The organism is Streptomyces sp. NPDC087263, assembly GCF_044744645.1.
In the GTDB taxonomy this organism is placed as follows: Bacteria; Actinomycetota; Actinomycetes; order Streptomycetales; family Streptomycetaceae; genus Streptomyces.
On record NZ_JBIUYT010000013.1, the window covers coordinates 219,615 to 234,278 of the forward strand.

Consider the following 14,664-nt stretch of genomic DNA (forward strand, 5'->3'; position numbering starts at 1 on the left):
AAGATGGGTAGGGTCGCCGGCATGACAACCTTGAGTTCGCTGCGGCTGCCTGACGGATTCCTTGACGTCTTCACCAGCCGGCTCGTGGAGGTGAACGGACTGCGGCTGCACGCGGTCACCGGTGGGGACGGCCCGGCGCTGCTGCTGATCGGCGGGTGGCCCCAGACCTGGTACGCCTGGCGGGAAGTGATGCCCGCGCTCGCCCGCCGGCACACCGTCGTCGCCGTCGACTCGCGCGGGGCCGGGCTCTCCGACAAGCCCGACGACGGCTACGACGCCGGCACGCTCGCCACCGATCTGGTCGCGTTGATGACCGCGCTCGGGCACGACCGGTTCGACGTGGTCGGCCACGACATCGGCACGTGGACCGGATACGCCCTCGCCGCCGATCACCCCGAGCGGGTGGGCCGGCTCGCCATCCTCGAAGCAGTGATCCCCGGCCTCACACCGTCCCCGCCGTTCTTCGGCCCGGCCGCGGCCAACCTGAAGCTCTGGCAGTTCGGCTTCAACCGGCTCACCGACCTCAACGAGGAACTGGTCCGGGGACGGGAACGGCTCTTCTTCGGCTGGCAGTTCGCCACCAAGGCCGCCACGCAGACCGCGATCCCCGCGTACGCCGTCGACGTCTACGTCGACGCGATCACCGCGGATCCTCGCGCACTGCGGGCGAGCTTCGCGTACTACCGGGCGCTGGACGAGACGATCGCGCAGAACGAGCAGCGCAGCAAGACCCGGCTGACGCTGCCGGTGCTCGCCGTCGGCGGCGCGCTGTGGAGCGGCGCGAATGCCGCCCAGACGATGCGGCTGGCGGCCGACGATGTCACGGGCGTCGTCCTTGACGACTGCGGCCACTACCCGGCTGAGGAGCAGCCGGCGCGGTTTGTCGAGATCCTGGAGAACTTCCTCGTGGCCAACCGGTAGCAGGCACGCCACACGGCTGAACTTCGCGAACGACAGGCGGAGCTCCACAAACTCCGCTACGTCGTCGAGCAGGCCCTCGCCCTCCTCCACCAGTTCAAACGCCTCGCCATCCGAGGGGAACGACGCCTCGAACTCCACGACGCCTTCGTCTCCCTGGCATGCCGCCTCATCTGCTGGAGAGGCCTCAAGAAGGCCCACCCATGATCCTGTTACGAGCTCGAAAGGCCTCTTCTATCCAGCGGTATCCGTTTCGACGTATCTCGATCCGAATGCTCTGAGGTTGGCTTATCGCGCTCTGAGTTCCTCGTCAGACACGGAGTCAACTCTGATGTCATAGTCAAATACTGGCCTACCGGCACGAGCTTCGATGAGATAATGAACGATGGGTCCCCAGTGGCCGATGAGTGTGAGTCGCATGATGCAGAGGGGGGCCATGGGTGCAGTCTGGAGAATTTGGCGAGACGATGAGCTTCTCGGAACGCTCCGTGAATTCGCGGTGGATCAACCTGTCTTTGTTTGCAGGTTCGAACCCACAGAAGTGTGGGCGACAGTCAAACCGTACTTCGACGACTTGTCGGAAGTTCCACGTCCCGATGCGGACGGTCTGCGGACAGCGCAGGTCGTCAAAAAAATCCTCGACCTGGGTCTCATCCTCGAAGACGCGGACAGTGGAGAGCATTTGGAGAACTACTTCCTCACCATCAAAGGAGATGTAGCCAGGCTTAGGTGCTGAGCTAGCTTGCCCTACTTTCTGCGATCCGACCCAGTTCATACCCGGCATACAGGCGGAGCAAGGCGGGAGCTGGGGGCGCTAACGTGGGATTCATGAACATTTTGAGTATAGAGATCGCCCGGCATGACTGGGGGCGTATGACGTGTGGATGCCTCGGGACCGGCGAGCACATTCCGGTGGACTTCCTCCGATCGCTGGAGGGCCCTCCGCCAGATCGAGAAGGGGAAGGATGGGCTGACAATCATGCGTTCGTGCAGTCGAATCTAATGCAGCCTGCTGTCGCAACGGCGTCGATCGTCATGGCTGCCTTGACGAGGGGGGTCCCCGCCGAGCATCGGCGCCAGTTGATGCTGGTCCTCCATGCACTGGCCAACGGCGAGCAGGATGACGTTGCCGAAGAATGCCAGGAGACTATTCGAAGTGGCGCATGGCTTCTTTATGAAGAGATCTCGTCCGGCCGTAATATCGACGCGGCGTCATACGCGTATGAATTGCTCGAACTTATTGAAGGTGAGTCCAACCGATTGGAGGATTTTCATGCAGCGGTGAGGCAAAATCTTCCATCGGATCTACAGTGAGATGCCAGAACGATCGCTGCGCGCGGGCGGAGTGCCTGAGATGGCACCGCCTCGGTGGCTCCGGGTGGCTGTTCGCGGCCGCCACCCCAGGGCGCAGCCTGGTTCGGTTCGGTGCGAACTGGTACGAGTGAAGCAACAGTTGGCCGGACAGGACCTGTACGCGAGGGCGCAGTGTGGTGGTGTGCGCTGGTCGAAGGGTGAACGCTTGCTGACGAAGAGGGGCTTCTGAAAGCTTCTCGTCGGGCGTATGCGGATCAATCCTCTGCGTCAACGGGACGCCCATGCCCGGGAAGGCGACTGCGGTTCGGCCGGTTCCGGGGTACTTACGCCGGGGGTGTGATGAGGGTGCCGGTCTTTATGCCCCGGAGAAGGTGGGCGAGGGGAACGGCGGTGGTGGTGAGGTGGGTGGTGGGGGTGTCGCTTTCGCGGAGGTGGACCGCGGCGGGGCTGGTGGTGAGTTCGACGCAGGCGTTGCCGTCGCCGCCGCCGGAGAAGGATGACTTCTGCCAGTTGTGCGGGTTCGTCATCGTGCGCCTCACAGTTCTTTCGTCAGCCTGTGGATGAAGTCACGCGACCGTGCGGGTTCGAGTGACACACCCTCCACTCTACGGAAGAGCGTTCGAAAGCTGCTGAGTTGAGCCTCGGAATCGACGATGGCCGAGCCATGCGGTGCATCCCGTACGACGGTGTCCAGCTTGGGGACGGCGCCGCCCGCGTACACCATCGCGCTTCCGGCATCGATGAAACGGTCCAGGCCGAAGGGGATGACCCGTACGGTCACGTGGTCCGCTTCAGAGAGTTCTAGGACCCGGTCGAGCTGCGCACGTCATGCGGCGCGGTCGCCGACCCTGATGCGCAGTGCCGCTTCGTGCACCACTGCCTTGTAGGGAATGGGTTGGGCGCCGTTGCCGAACCCCATGGTCGCGTCGCCGACGAGCAGGTTGCCCATCGCCTGCACGTCCATCGCGTCGATCACGTCGAATACGTCTTGTGCGCTGCTCATGTGGAGCTCCTCAGATCTGGATGCGCGCGCCGTGCTGCTCGGACAGTCCGGCGAGGCGCTCGAGGTCGTCCGGATTGAACGGCGGAGACTGCTCACCCTGCCGGGCCGGGATGCCCGCTTCGGCGAAGAACTTCTCGAAGCCTCCCGGCGTGATCAGGATCAGCGCACGAGCCGCGTTGACGGACGGGTTGGTAAAGCAGTGCACGATCTCGCGCGGCAGAAAGATGAAGTCGCCGCCTCGGACGAGGTGCTTCTCCTCGCCGACCGTTATCTCAAGGACTCCGTCGAGCAGGTAGAACGCTTCGTCCTCTTTGGTGTGGACATGCGGCGGCGGGCCGCCGCCGGGCGGGATGGATGCCTCGAGCAACGCGAACGCGCCGCCGGTCGACTCGGTGGTCGCCTTGAAGGTGTACGTGTCGCCGGCGACCCAGGCCGCGGGCCCTGCACCGGCCCGGACGTAATTGATCGTCATGGTTCCCCCTTTTCTGACGGAAACGCTACTGATCTGCGACAACTCTGCCTATACCACTTTTATGGGGGTCCATGCGGAGCCATGATGTGCGACCATCGAGGTGTGAACCACGCAACTCGGGCACGCGCGGTCGAAGGCATAGCGCGGCTCAGCGAGGCCGAACTGGATCTGGCGACCTTGTTCGTGGAAGTGAACCGGTTGGTGGCGCGGGCGCTGCCCAACGACGGCGCCTGCTGGCACACAGTGGACCCGGCGACGCTGGTGGAGACCGGATACTTCCTGCACGACATGCCGCCGCCCGATGCCAACGTTGCCAAGTTCGCCTATCTCAGCAGCGACTTCAACTCGTTCGTCAAGCTGGCCAGGGAACCTCGGCACAGTGGTGTGCTCAGCGCGGCGACCGGCGGACAGTTGGAACGCAGCCTGCGCTACCGGGAGTTGCTGGCGCCGTACAATATCCGAGGCGAGTTGCGGGTGTCGTTCGTCGTGGAAGGTCAAGCCTGGGGATGCCTCGCGCTGTTCCGGATGGCTCCGGCTGACTTCACCGAGGTGGATCAGGATTTCGCACACGACCTGTCTTCCCTGTTGGGCCGTGGACTCAGGGCCGCGGGGATCCGTGCGTGCACGACGGGCCATCCGGTCACACTGTGGCCGGGGCTGGTTCTGCTGGACGAGAACCTGCGGGTCGAGTCGGTCACCGAACCGGCCAGGACATGGCTGGAAGAGCTGAGCCATCTGGGGGTGTCCGGACGGGACGCGCTTCCCTTCGCCCTGCTCGCCGCCGCCGAGCGGGCCCGCGGCCCGGAGGGCAGCGCGAGTGCCAGGGCGCTCGGGGTTTCCGGGCGATGGGTGCAGGTGCATGCGTCGCCCATGGCCGGTGCGCCGAAGCGGATCGCGGTCATCCTGCAGGCCGCGCCTTCCCCGTCCCTCGCTCCGCTGATCTCGGCCATCTATGGGCTGACGGCACGGGAGCGGGAGCTCACCGAGCTGGTGGTGCAGGGGTGCGGGACGCACGAAGTCGCTGAGCGCCTGTTCATCTCACCGCACACCGTTCAGGCACACCTCAAGTCGATCTTCGCCAAGACCGGGGTACACAGCAGGCGGGAGCTGGTCGGCCGCGTGTTCGCCCCGTGACTCCTGATTACGGCGGACGGCTCAGCCCGGATCCACCGGTTGATGTCCGGCAGTAACGTTGCCGGGAACGAGGAAGTGCCCCGCGGCCTGTGATGATGGGAGTTCTCCAGGCTTCCAGCACGCACGACCGGCAGGGCACTTCTGAGAGGCAGTTTTCTCATGTGGCGGCGCGGATCTCCGCGCGGTTCGATGATCCGAATCTGACTGCGTACGGCGGGCTGGAGCCGCTGGCGCGCCTGGCCGAGTGGTGCGGGCTGCTGGAGCTGACCGGCGAGCTGGTGCGGCTGCCGACCTCGAAGGACGGCACCGGCTCTTTCCGCCGTGAGGTCGCATGAGCGGGGAGGGACCGGTAGGAGCTTGTTCGGGCTGACGTGAGGCCAGTCGCGTCAGCGGTTGACCGACTGGATCTCCTGGACGTTCATGTCCTGGGTCGTCTCGAAGGTGCCGTCGGGGAGGTTGCCGCCGGTGCCGTCGGAGCCGGTCCAGGTGATCTGCCAGGTGACGGAGGCCTTCAGTTCGTACGGCTTTCCGTCGGTGGCGCGGAGGTAAGTGAGGCCGCAGGGCGGGGTTTTGTCGGCGTCGCCCTTCGTGTACGGGGTGCCGATGGAGCCGTCGTCGTTGATCCTGCACTCGCCGGAGGCGGGGAGGGTCTCGGCGTCACCCGTGCCGGGTTGGAGGTGGAGGCTCACCGGCTTCGCCGTGGTCTCCGCCCAGAGGCCCGTGTTCGGCAACTCGGCGCGGACCTTGACCTCCTGGAACGTGCCCTTGTCGAGCCAGACCCAAGTGGGCAGGTTCACCGTGGACTTGGTGGCGGGCTTCAGTTCGATCTCGGTCTCGGGGACCTTGATCTTGTCGTAGGCGTACTCGGCGAGGGTCTTGGGCGTGGGGGCGTTCGGCACGTCGGGGATCTGGCCGGCGCCCTGCCAGAACATGAGCTGACCGCACAGCGACGTGTCGTCGACGTTCGCCAGGTCCGGAGCGACTCCGCGCCAGAAGTAGCCGTCCTTGCCGAGGTTGTAGTCCTTGTAGCCGTTGGCGGTCGACGGTGTGGCGAAATAGTTGGGGGCGTCCTGCTCGTCCCTGAAGTGGTCCGTCCACAGGCTCGTTCCGTCCCAGGCCTGCCGGAGGCTGACGTCACCGTCGGCACCGGTCTCCGAGAAGGCCTTCAGCTGAGCGGGAGTGAAGACGGGCTCGTACCAGCAGGGCGGTGGCTTCCAGTTCACGTTGGTGGACGAGAGCGAGCCCTGCTTTCCGCCGGTGGGGCCGCTCACCCGGGTGACCTTGATCCGGGTGTGGGAGGAGGCGGAGGCGGCGATGTTTCCCTTGTCATCGACCGATCCGTTGGCGCCGCCGTCTCCGATGGCATGGGCCGGTGTCGACGCGAGGAGGATCGTGACCAGTGAGGCAATGGTGAAGGACGGCCATCCGCAGCGGCTGTTCATCACTGGCAGGCGCCCCTCTCCGAGCGGGTCGACACGTTCTGCCAGACGCCCTGAGAATTCTTGGCCAGGGAGGCGATGTAAAAGACCTCCGGGTCCGTGCCCGCGGGATTTCCGGCGACCTTGCCGGTTCCGCGGTTCCTTGAGTACGCCTTGCTCTCGTCGGTGCAGTAATTGAGCGACGCGCTGGTCTTGTTCGATCCCAAGGTGACCTTGGGGTCGAAGGCGGGCAGGTCGCCGAACACCGTGAGGTCCTTGTCCGAGTAGGTCTTGATCCACTGTCGGTCCTGGGAAAGGCCGGATTCGGTGTCGTAGAAGGCAAGGGCCGGACCGCCGTCGGGCTGCTTCGCGATGATGGCCGCGTACCCGGCGCGGAGTTGTTCCTTGGCGTCGTCGAGAACCGCCTGCTCGACGGCGTCGCCGCTAGTCCAGCCCTCAAAGGTCAGCTTGAAGTCGCTCGGCAGGGTGATCTCGGGGCGCTTGACGTCGGACGCCGCTGACGCTGATGCGGAGGTCGAGGCGGACGGGCTGCTCGTCCCCGTGTCCGCCCCCTTGATGTCGTCCGAGGACGAGTCGTCGCTTCCGCCGCAGGCGGTGAGCAACAGGGCCGTGCTCGCGGTGAACGCGATGGCGGCGGTGGTCATGGTGCGACGGGCCACGGGCCTGCTCCCCCAGTGATTCGGCTGTGTGTGACAGAGGCTGTGTGCGACAGAGAACGAAACTATCAAGGGTGGGTAGAGGGGATCAGTGCGGTGGTGGGGGATTGTGTGAGGGCCGTGAGAAGTGTGGTGTGACGGTTGCGAATGGTGAGGAGGGTGGGCGGCGCGAAGGTTGCGAATGGACGGGCAACTCGGGCTTAGTGGACAGAAGGTGAGGAAACGTACCGGGTGGCGGTACCCACCCCCTGGTTGGTCTTCCGCGCCAAACATAAGATCTCAGTAGGCTCAGTACGCCCCCCTTATCCCACCCCCTCCACACACGACCCCAGGACACCCGCCATGGCCCGACGTACCACTTCTTCAAGCTCCACGGGAAGCCCGCCGGGTCCGAGGAATCGGACGCCGCAGCCCCTGCCCCGGCGTCGTCGGACGTTCGGGGACCTCGGGAAGGCGTTCGGGGCGTTCCTCGCCCTGGTCGTGCTGCTGGTCGGGGTGCCCGGCGCGCTGGCGACGCAGATGGGGTGGCCGCTACCGAGCGGGGCTCCGACGCTGGACTGGTTGCAGCAGGAGATCACGGTCGACACGTTCCTCAACGTGCTGACTGTCCTCGTCTGGTTCGCCTGGGCCCAGTTCACCGCCTGCGTGCTCGTCGAGGTGAAGGCCGCGCTGTCGGGCGTGGGGTTGCCGAACCGCGTACCGGGCTCCGGGCCCAGCCAGTTGCTCGCGCGCCAGCTCGTCGCCGCGCTGCTGCTCGTGGGCGCCACCGCGGCCAGCTTCACGCCGGGACTCTCGCAGCTCGGGCACAGCATGGAGGGGAACCAGCGGGGGACCGTCGCCGCCGCTCAGCAGACGCCGGGCGGGCTGTTCGGGCAGCAGCAGGAGCAGGCTGCCTCGAACGCGGCCGCCGCCATCGCCGAGCAGGCCGCCAACGCCGCCTCGCACGTAGAGAGCGGGGCCAGTACCGCCACGGCGGGCGACACCAAGTACTACCGGATCCAGCCGCCCGAGGGCCGTCACCACGACTCGATGTGGGAGGTCGCCGAACGGCATCTGGGCGACGGGCGCCGGTACAAGGAGATCTACGAGCTCAACAAGGACCGTACGCAGCCCGACGGTTCCAAGCTGTCGGAGGCGAGTCTCATCCGGCCCGGCTGGATCCTGGAGATGCCCGCCGACGCCCGCGGCGGCGACCTCGTCGAGATGCCCGACGAGGCGCCCAAGGCCGCGGAGCCGGCCCAGCGGCAGATCCAGGAGTACGCAGAGACCGGGGCAGCGGACCAACAGCAAGGCGCTCAGCAGGGCGCTCAGCAGGGCTCCGGCGACCGCGACACCGCGCACATCCACGTGCCCCAGCAGCGGCCCGAGGGCACTGACCAGGGCGGCAGCGGCCAGCAGCACGCGCCCGCCGCTCAGGCCTCCTCCGACGACAGCGGCTTCTCCTTCGGGCTGCCCGAAGCCCTCGTCGGTGCGCCCCTGCTCGCCGCCGGGCTGCTCGGTGCGCTCGGGCGCCGGCGCCGCCAGGCGCTCTGGCAGTCGGCGCTCGGTGCCGTCGGCGGGCGCCGCGGGATGGAGCCGCCGACTCCGACAGGCTCCGCCGCGGACGCGCAGGACGCGCTGCTCGTGGGCGCCGACCCCGAAGGCGTACGCCTTCTTGACCTGTCGTTGCGCGGGCTCGCCGCGGCGCTCGCCGCCGAGTCGCGGCCGCTGCCGACCGTCTACGCGGCCTGGCTCAGCGGCAACGGCGATCTGCACCTCCAGCTCGCCCAGCCGGCCGGGAAGCCGCCCGCGCCGTGGCAGCTCGGGCAGGACCAGACGTTCTGGATGCTGGCGCGGACGGACGCCGAGCGGTACGAGGATGTCGACACCGCCGCTCCGTACCCGGGGCTCGTCAGCCTCGGGACCATGGACGACTCCCGGCTGCTGCTCAACCTCGAGTCCGTCCCCGGGATCGTCTCCCTCAGCGGCAGTGACCGCGACCGCGCCGGTGTCTTCGCCTCCGTGGCCGCCGAGTTGGCCACCAACGGCTGGTCCGACCGCATGACGATCACGCTCGTCGGGTTCGGGCAGGACCTCACACCGCTCGCGCCCAACCGGCTGCGCCACCTCGACGACATCGAGGCGCTGCTTGAGACCATGGAGGCGGAGACCCGGCAGCGCCGCGGCGCGCTGGGCGCCGCCGGTCACGACTCCGTCCTCACCGGGCGTACGGGCCCTGCCCAGCACACCCGTTGGGCCCCCCACCTCGTACTGCTCGCGGCCGAACCGCAGGGCGAGGACGCCATCAGGCTCGCCGAACTCGCCGCCGACGCCAGCCGGTTGGGCATCGGATACCTCGTCGGCACCGAGAGCGGCGATCTGCCGGGCGCCGCCTGGGAGATGGAGATCACCGCCGGGGGCAAGCTGCTCGCCCCGCTGCTCGGGCTCGAACTCGACGCGCAGACACTGCCGTTGGCCTTGCAGCAGGCGGTCGTGGAGCTGTTCGTCGAGGCGGACCCGGAGCGGGAGAGCACCAACGCCGCCGCGCCGCCGTTCCTCGTCGACATCAGCGAGCAGGGGCGGCCGGCCGTGTACGCACGGCTTGTGGGTCCGTACGAGATCATCGGTCTTGAGACGCCCGACGGTGAGCGCAGCCCGCTGATGCACGAGGCGCTGGCGCTGTTGCTGCTGCACCGCGAGGGGGTGCACCCGCGGGTGCTGTCCTCCGCGCTGTGGCCGCGCGGGGTCACCGACGACGTACGCGACGCGCTCGTCGAGCGGCTGCGGAGCTGGCTGGGCAGCGACCCGGACGGCACGCCGCGGCTCGGCACCGACGCGAGCGGGCGGCTCACGCTCGCGAAGGCGGTCGTCTCCGACCTGGATGTGCTGCGTTCGCTGTACCACGAGGCGACGCAGGGGCAGGGCGTCAACAGCCGTGCGGTGCGCGGGCGGTTGCTCACGGACGCGCTCGTGCTCGTACGCGGTCCACTGCTCGCCGACCGCCCGCAGGGCCGGTACGGCTGGCTCAGCCACGAGATCATCGACGCCCAACTCCCGCTGCTCGTGGCGGACATCGGGCTCGCGCTCGCCGAGTTCCACCTGGAGAAGGGGCGTGCCGAGAAGGCCATCGAGGCCCTCAACGCCTCCCTGAACTCGGCTCCTTCGGACGAACGCCTCTGGAACGAACTGCTGCGCGCGACGCACGCGACCGGTGACAGTGACCGCCTCAAGCGCCTCGCCGCCGACCTCGTCTCCCGCAGCGGCGCCCGCGGGGTGCCGCCGCGTACGGAGGCACTCCTCGACGAGCTGCTGCCGACCTGGCGCAGTGGCGTGGCAGCGGTGGGATGAGCGAACTGGCGCTCGCCGCCTTCGCCGCGGTGTGGGGCGCGGCGGCGGGGCTGCTGCTGCCCCGAGCCGCGTACCGGCTCGCGGTCGACCCGGATGAGACATGGCGGGACAGCTGCCCCGCCGGGCACCCGATCACGGGCCTCGCGAAGGGCTGGCTCGGCTTCGCGCGATGCGGTGCCTGTACGGCGGGGGCGGCGCCCGGCAGCACCGGGGCGGCCTCCGCGGGTGCGGCGCCCGGAGACGCGGAACGGGCGGCCTCCGCGGACGGGACCTCGTACGGAACCACGAGCGGGTCCTCGTACGGAACCGCGAGCGGGTCCTCGTACGGAACCGCGACCCCGCCGTCGTACGGCCCCCACACCCCCCTCGTCTCCCTGGTCACCGCCTTCCTCTGCGCCGCCCTCGCGTCGGCCACCGGCACCCGCCCCGAACTTGGCGCATGGCTGCTGCTCGTGCCGCTCGGGGTGCTGCTCGCGGTGGTCGACTTCAAGGTGCAGCGGCTGCCGGACGCCCTGACCCTGCCGCTCGCGGCGGCGGCCCTGGTGCTGCTCGGGGTGGCCGCGGCCGTCCCCGAGCACGCGGGGGACTGGCTGACCGCGCTGTTCGGGGCGCTCGCGCTCGGCGGCGCGTACTTCGTGCTCTTCCTCATCAACCCGAACGGCATGGGGTTCGGGGATGTGAAGCTCGCCCTCGGACTCGGGGCGGTGCTCGGCTGGTACGGGTGGAGCGTGGTGTTCCTGGGGACCTTCGCCGGGTTCCTGCTCGGGGCGCTGTACGGGGTGGGTCTTGTCGTGGCGCGGCGCGCGGGGCGCAAGACGTCGATCCCGTTCGGGCCGTTTCTGATCGCGGGGGCGTACGCCGGGCTCCTGATCGGGGCGTACGCCGCCTGATGCCGGGATCGCGGCGTACGCGGCCTGACGTCGGGCTTGTCAGAGGGCTGGCGTAGTCTGGCTTGGTCCGTCCACACCCTGATGAAAGGGACACTCCCGGTGACCGAGAAGGCCGACCTTCAGTCCGTCCTCGACCGTGCCGCCGAGGGTGGGCGGATCACCCCGGAAGAGGCGCTCGACCTCTACCGCGACGCCCCGCTGCACGCGCTCGGCGTCGCCGCCGACGCCGTACGCAAGCGGCGGTACGCGGGCACCGAGCACATCGCCACCTACATCATCGAGCGCAACATCAACTACACGAACGTGTGCGTCACGGCGTGCAAGTTCTGCGCCTTCTACGCGCCGCCCAAGGACACCGCCAAGGGCTGGACGCGTGACCTCGACGACATCCTGCGCCGCTGCGCGGAGACCGTCGAGCTGGGCGGTACGCAGATCATGTTCCAGGGCGGACACCACCCGGACTTCGGCGTCGAGTACTACGAGAAGCACTTCGCCGCGATCAAGGCCGCGTACCCGCAGCTGGTCATCCACTCCCTCGGCGCGTCCGAGGTCGAGCACATGGCCCGTATCTCCAAGGTGTCGGCGGAGGAGGCCATCGCGCGGATCCACGCCGCGGGCCTCGACTCCTTCGCCGGCGCCGGTGCCGAGCTGCTGCCCGCGCGGCCGCGCAAGGCCATCGCCCCGCTGAAGGAGAGCGGCGAGCGCTGGCTGGAGATCATGGAGATCGCGCACGGCCTTGGCGTCGAGTCGACGTCCACGATGCTCATGGGCACCGGCGAGACCAACGCCGAGCGCATCGAGCACCTGCGGATGATCCGCGACGTACAGGACCGCACGGGCGGCTTCCGCGCCTTCATCCCGTACACCTACCAGCCCGAGAACAACCACCTGAAGGGCCAGACGCAGGCCACGCTCTTCGAGTACCTGCGGATCATCGCCATCGCGCGGCTGTTCATGGACAACATCGCCCACATCCAGGGCTCCTGGCTCACCACCGGCAAGGAGGTCGGCCAGTTGTCGCTGCACTACGGCGCGGACGACCTCGGTTCGATCATGCTGGAGGAGAACGTCGTCTCCTCCGCCGGTGCCAAGCACCGCTCCAACCGCATGGAGATCATCGACCTGATCCGCAAGGCCGGGCGCGTGCCCGCCCAGCGGACCACGACGTACGAGCACATCGTCGTCCACGACGACCCGGCGAACGACCCGGTCGACGATCGCGTCGCCTCGCACATCTCGTCCACGGCGATCGAGGGCGGCACGGCACACCCCGAGTTGAAGCTGCTCGCGTCCAACTAGCCTCGCCGTGTTGACGATTCACGCCGCCGACGAGGTGCGGCGCGCCTGGGACGGCGAGCCGCTCAAGGACGCCGGGGTCGCCGTCGAGGGCGACCGGGTCGCGGGTGTCGGCCCGCTCGACGAGCTGCGCGAGCGGTTTCCGGGGGCGCGGGTGCGGCACTGGCCCGGGGTCCTCGGGCCGGCCCTCGTCCACGAGGGGCCGCTGCCCGAGGCGCCGTCACCGCGCGAACGCCTGCACGCCGTACTGAAGTCGGGCGCCACCGCCGTACTGGCGGAGTTCGCCGACGCACCCGACCTGCGTACCGCCGCCTCCCGCAACGACATCGCCGTACTCCCGCGGACGAAGAAGGCCGCGATCGCCGACACCGGACGTGCCGACCTCGCGGTGTTCGACGAGGACGGGGCGTGTGTCGCCACCGTGTGCGCGGGGCGTCTGGTGCACCGGCGCCGTTAGCTCATCCGGCGAACGCCTCCGCGAACGCCCCCGCACTCTGCTCGACCCCGCTGCAGTCCGTGGCCGCGTCGTCGCTCGACGAGCCGTCCTCACACTGCTGGTCGCGGAAGCTCGACCACGCGGAGACCCAGGCGATCCCCTGTTCCTCGGCGAACGTCCGGACCTGTGCCGCGTCGGACAGCGTGAACGTCTCGTTGTCGATGTCGTTGACGCCGATCATCGAGGTGAGGGCGAGGCCGTGCCAGGCGTTCTCCGAGGAGAGGCCGAAGACGTCCGCCAGTTGGGTGTGGGCCGCCTCGGCGGAGGTGATCGCGTAGTCGCCCATGTCACCGTCGTACGAACTGCCGTAGTTCATGGTCATGATGTTGACGGTGGAGACCGCCACGGAGTTGTCGTTGGCGGACTCCAGCAGTGCCAGGCTGTCGGCGTCGAGGCCGGAGGGCATCACGGGCAGGGTGAAGGAGACCTGGAGGTCGGTGCGTTCCTTCTGGAGCAGGGCGATCGCCTCCGAGCGCAGCGCGACCGAGGCGGAGTCGGTCAGCGCGTCGCCCTCGATGTCGAAGTCCGCCTGGGTCGACCCGGCGGCGTCGAGGGCGGCGCCGTAGGCCGCGGCGAGTGCGGACGCGCTGTCGCAGGTCTCGGCGAGTTCCTTGCCGGACGCCCCGCCGAAGGAGACGCGCACGTCCGCGCCGGACTCCGTGAGCGCGGAGATCCGGGACTTCACGGCCGCGTCGTCGATCGCGGACGTGTCGTTCCAGGTCGGCGTGCAGTCGCTGCCGTTCGCGATCACGAAAGCCAGGTTGTACGTCGTCGGGGACCCGGCGGAGTCCGTGGCGGAGGCGTCGGTGGCGCTCACATAAGGGGCGTACGAGGTGGACGACGACTCGCTCTGCGCGGGGGTCGACGCGGCCCCTGAGGGCTCCGAAGTCGCCGCGCCCGAACCGTCGTTGCCGCCCGAGGAGCACCCCGCACAGGCCAGAGCCACCAGGCAGACGAGCCCGGCGGCCGGCTTCAGGAAACTCCTCATTGCGCATGCACCCGCTCTCGTGGTTTCTGTCTCAGGATGGAAACAAAGCGCGTTTCCGCAGTGGAAAGGTGTCACATCCGACCGTGAATCCTGAATACAGGAAGAGCACAGGAACGTCATGGGAAAGTACTCACAAATCGGATGAATTGGTCGTGAAAATGGTGCATAAGGTTTATATGTGACCGTCTTGAGCTGGGAGGATGCTTATGGATTCTCTCAGGGAAGAGACAGGCTGGGGCGTTTCTCATTGGTGCCTCACATGGGAACCCGAGTTTTTGACACATAAATCCCTCCTAATGTCTGGTGAATGCAATCCGAGTCCGCCATCGAAAACCGCACCACTATGAGTGGCCGCCGCAAGAAACGTGGCAACGGGTCCGCGGACGGTCCCGTGTTCGTTGACAACTCCGGGCGCAGATCACGTCTGCTGCGCCGGATGGGCACCCTCCTCGGTGTCGTCTGCCTCGGGTACGCGGTCGTGCTCGGCATGACCTTCATGGGCTGGGGCATCTCGGTGACGCCTTCCGCACTGCTTCCCTTCAGGGGCGGCGAGGCGGGCGGGGCGCCCGGGACCGGCGGCCACGGGCAGCTGCCGGGCGGCCTGGCCCGTACCGGAACCCCGCCCGCACAGCCCGTCACCGCATCGCCCACCGACGTACCCACGGACGAAGCCGCGTCCCCCTCAGCGTCCGCCTCCGCCTCCGCGTCCGCCTCCACCGGCGCCAACTGAC

General features: G+C 68.1%; 15 protein-coding genes and 1 pseudogene. 10 read left to right on the top strand and 6 right to left on the bottom strand.

The features are described from left to right. Nucleotides 1–21: 21 nt before the first annotated feature. From ACIPC1_RS35125 to ACIPC1_RS35135, 3 genes are all read left to right on the top strand, one after another. The gene (locus ACIPC1_RS35125) at nt 22–921 is read left to right on the top strand and encodes an alpha/beta fold hydrolase (protein WP_402524586.1); all 900 of its coding nucleotides are present in this window, start codon (nt 22–24) and stop codon (nt 919–921) included. Between the two features lie 415 nt (nt 922–1,336). After that, nucleotides 1,337–1,654, top strand: a complete 318-nt coding sequence (locus tag ACIPC1_RS35130) for a hypothetical protein (protein ID WP_402524588.1) — start codon at nt 1,337–1,339, stop codon at nt 1,652–1,654. Nucleotides 1,655–1,746: 92 nt separating this feature from the next. Next, nucleotides 1,747–2,232 (top strand): hypothetical protein, encoded by a 486-nt coding sequence (locus ACIPC1_RS35135; protein WP_402524591.1) that lies wholly within the window; start codon nt 1,747–1,749, stop codon nt 2,230–2,232. 323 nt (nt 2,233–2,555) lie between these two features. Here the strand turns inward: ACIPC1_RS35135 and ACIPC1_RS35140 are convergent, their stop codons facing one another. The 3 genes and pseudogenes from ACIPC1_RS35140 to ACIPC1_RS35150 form a co-directional block, all read right to left on the bottom strand. After that, the gene (locus ACIPC1_RS35140; RefSeq protein ID WP_402524593.1) at nt 2,556–2,759 is read right to left on the bottom strand and encodes a DUF397 domain-containing protein; all 204 of its coding nucleotides are present in this window, start codon (nt 2,757–2,759) and stop codon (nt 2,556–2,558) included. A gap of 8 nt (nt 2,760–2,767) precedes the next feature. After that, a pseudogene (locus tag ACIPC1_RS35145) lies at nt 2,768–3,136 on the bottom strand (Scr1 family TA system antitoxin-like transcriptional regulator); the annotation flags it as partial. Between the two features lie 109 nt (nt 3,137–3,245). After that, complete coding sequence (locus ACIPC1_RS35150) at nt 3,246–3,707, bottom strand: cupin domain-containing protein (protein ID WP_402524595.1); 462 nt, start codon at nt 3,705–3,707, stop codon at nt 3,246–3,248. 102 nt (nt 3,708–3,809) lie between these two features. On the opposite strand from ACIPC1_RS35150, the gene ACIPC1_RS35155 reads away from it, so the two are divergent. Then, nucleotides 3,810–4,841, top strand: coding sequence for a LuxR C-terminal-related transcriptional regulator (locus tag ACIPC1_RS35155; RefSeq protein ID WP_402524598.1), 1,032 nt, complete (start codon nt 3,810–3,812; stop codon nt 4,839–4,841). 161 nt (nt 4,842–5,002) lie between these two features. Then, nucleotides 5,003–5,176 (top strand): hypothetical protein, encoded by a 174-nt coding sequence (locus ACIPC1_RS35160; protein ID WP_402524600.1) that lies wholly within the window; start codon nt 5,003–5,005, stop codon nt 5,174–5,176. 51 nt (nt 5,177–5,227) lie between these two features. Here the strand turns inward: ACIPC1_RS35160 and ACIPC1_RS35165 are convergent, their stop codons facing one another. Beyond that, entirely contained in the window at nt 5,228–6,283 is a 1,056-nt protein-coding gene (locus ACIPC1_RS35165; RefSeq protein WP_402524603.1) for a hypothetical protein, read from the bottom strand. Then, the gene (locus tag ACIPC1_RS35170; RefSeq protein WP_402524606.1) at nt 6,283–6,939 is read right to left on the bottom strand and encodes a hypothetical protein; all 657 of its coding nucleotides are present in this window, start codon (nt 6,937–6,939) and stop codon (nt 6,283–6,285) included. Before ACIPC1_RS35170 ends, ACIPC1_RS35165 begins: the two co-directional genes overlap by 1 nt. 339 nt (nt 6,940–7,278) lie before the next feature. On the opposite strand from ACIPC1_RS35170, the gene ACIPC1_RS35175 reads away from it, so the two are divergent. The 4 genes from ACIPC1_RS35175 to ACIPC1_RS35190 all read left to right on the top strand — a co-directional run bounded on the left by ACIPC1_RS35175 (nt 7,279) and on the right by ACIPC1_RS35190 (nt 12,906). Beyond that, on the top strand, nt 7,279–10,263 hold the full coding sequence (locus ACIPC1_RS35175; RefSeq protein WP_402524608.1) for a BTAD domain-containing putative transcriptional regulator: 2,985 nt from the start codon (nt 7,279–7,281) through the stop codon (nt 10,261–10,263). After that, complete coding sequence (locus tag ACIPC1_RS35180; protein WP_402524611.1) at nt 10,260–11,153, top strand: prepilin peptidase; 894 nt, start codon at nt 10,260–10,262, stop codon at nt 11,151–11,153. The genes ACIPC1_RS35175 and ACIPC1_RS35180 overlap by 4 nt, the downstream gene beginning before the upstream one ends. Nucleotides 11,154–11,252: 99 nt before the next feature. Then, the gene (gene mqnC, locus ACIPC1_RS35185; RefSeq protein ID WP_402524614.1) at nt 11,253–12,452 is read left to right on the top strand and encodes a cyclic dehypoxanthinyl futalosine synthase; all 1,200 of its coding nucleotides are present in this window, start codon (nt 11,253–11,255) and stop codon (nt 12,450–12,452) included. A 7-nt stretch (nt 12,453–12,459) separates the two neighbouring features. After that, complete coding sequence (locus ACIPC1_RS35190; RefSeq protein ID WP_402524616.1) at nt 12,460–12,906, top strand: imidazolonepropionase-like domain-containing protein; 447 nt, start codon at nt 12,460–12,462, stop codon at nt 12,904–12,906. 1 nt (nt 12,907) lies between these two features. Here the strand turns inward: ACIPC1_RS35190 and ACIPC1_RS35195 are convergent, their stop codons facing one another. After that, nucleotides 12,908–13,933: a chitinase gene (locus ACIPC1_RS35195; RefSeq protein ID WP_402524618.1), complete on the bottom strand. Its 1,026-nt coding sequence runs from the start codon at nt 13,931–13,933 to the stop codon at nt 12,908–12,910. Between the two features lie 307 nt (nt 13,934–14,240). Here ACIPC1_RS35195 and ACIPC1_RS35200 point away from each other — a divergent pair, with 307 nt between their 5' ends. After that, the gene (locus tag ACIPC1_RS35200; RefSeq protein ID WP_402524620.1) at nt 14,241–14,663 is read left to right on the top strand and encodes a hypothetical protein; all 423 of its coding nucleotides are present in this window, start codon (nt 14,241–14,243) and stop codon (nt 14,661–14,663) included. Nucleotide 14,664 lies beyond the last annotated feature (1 nt).

Excerpts from the sequence above, each read along its gene's own strand:
- ACIPC1_RS35195 (WP_402524618.1), bottom strand. The coding sequence starts at position 13,933 with ATGAGGAGTTTCCTGAAGCCGGCCGCCGGGCTCGTCTGCCTGGTGGCT.
- ACIPC1_RS35150 (WP_402524595.1), bottom strand. The coding sequence starts at position 3,707 with ATGACGATCAATTACGTCCGGGCCGGTGCAGGGCCCGCGGCCTGGGTC.
- ACIPC1_RS35175 (WP_402524608.1), top strand. The coding sequence starts at position 7,279 with ATGGCCCGACGTACCACTTCTTCAAGCTCCACGGGAAGCCCGCCGGGT.
- ACIPC1_RS35165 (WP_402524603.1), bottom strand. The coding sequence starts at position 6,283 with ATGAACAGCCGCTGCGGATGGCCGTCCTTCACCATTGCCTCACTGGTC.
- ACIPC1_RS35200 (WP_402524620.1), top strand. The coding sequence starts at position 14,241 with ATGCAATCCGAGTCCGCCATCGAAAACCGCACCACTATGAGTGGCCGC.
- ACIPC1_RS35135 (WP_402524591.1), top strand. The coding sequence starts at position 1,747 with ATGAACATTTTGAGTATAGAGATCGCCCGGCATGACTGGGGGCGTATG.
- ACIPC1_RS35180 (WP_402524611.1), top strand. The coding sequence starts at position 10,260 with ATGAGCGAACTGGCGCTCGCCGCCTTCGCCGCGGTGTGGGGCGCGGCG.
- ACIPC1_RS35125 (WP_402524586.1), top strand. The coding sequence starts at position 22 with ATGACAACCTTGAGTTCGCTGCGGCTGCCTGACGGATTCCTTGACGTC.
- ACIPC1_RS35140 (WP_402524593.1), bottom strand. The coding sequence starts at position 2,759 with ATGACGAACCCGCACAACTGGCAGAAGTCATCCTTCTCCGGCGGCGGC.
- ACIPC1_RS35130 (WP_402524588.1), top strand. The coding sequence starts at position 1,337 with ATGATGCAGAGGGGGGCCATGGGTGCAGTCTGGAGAATTTGGCGAGAC.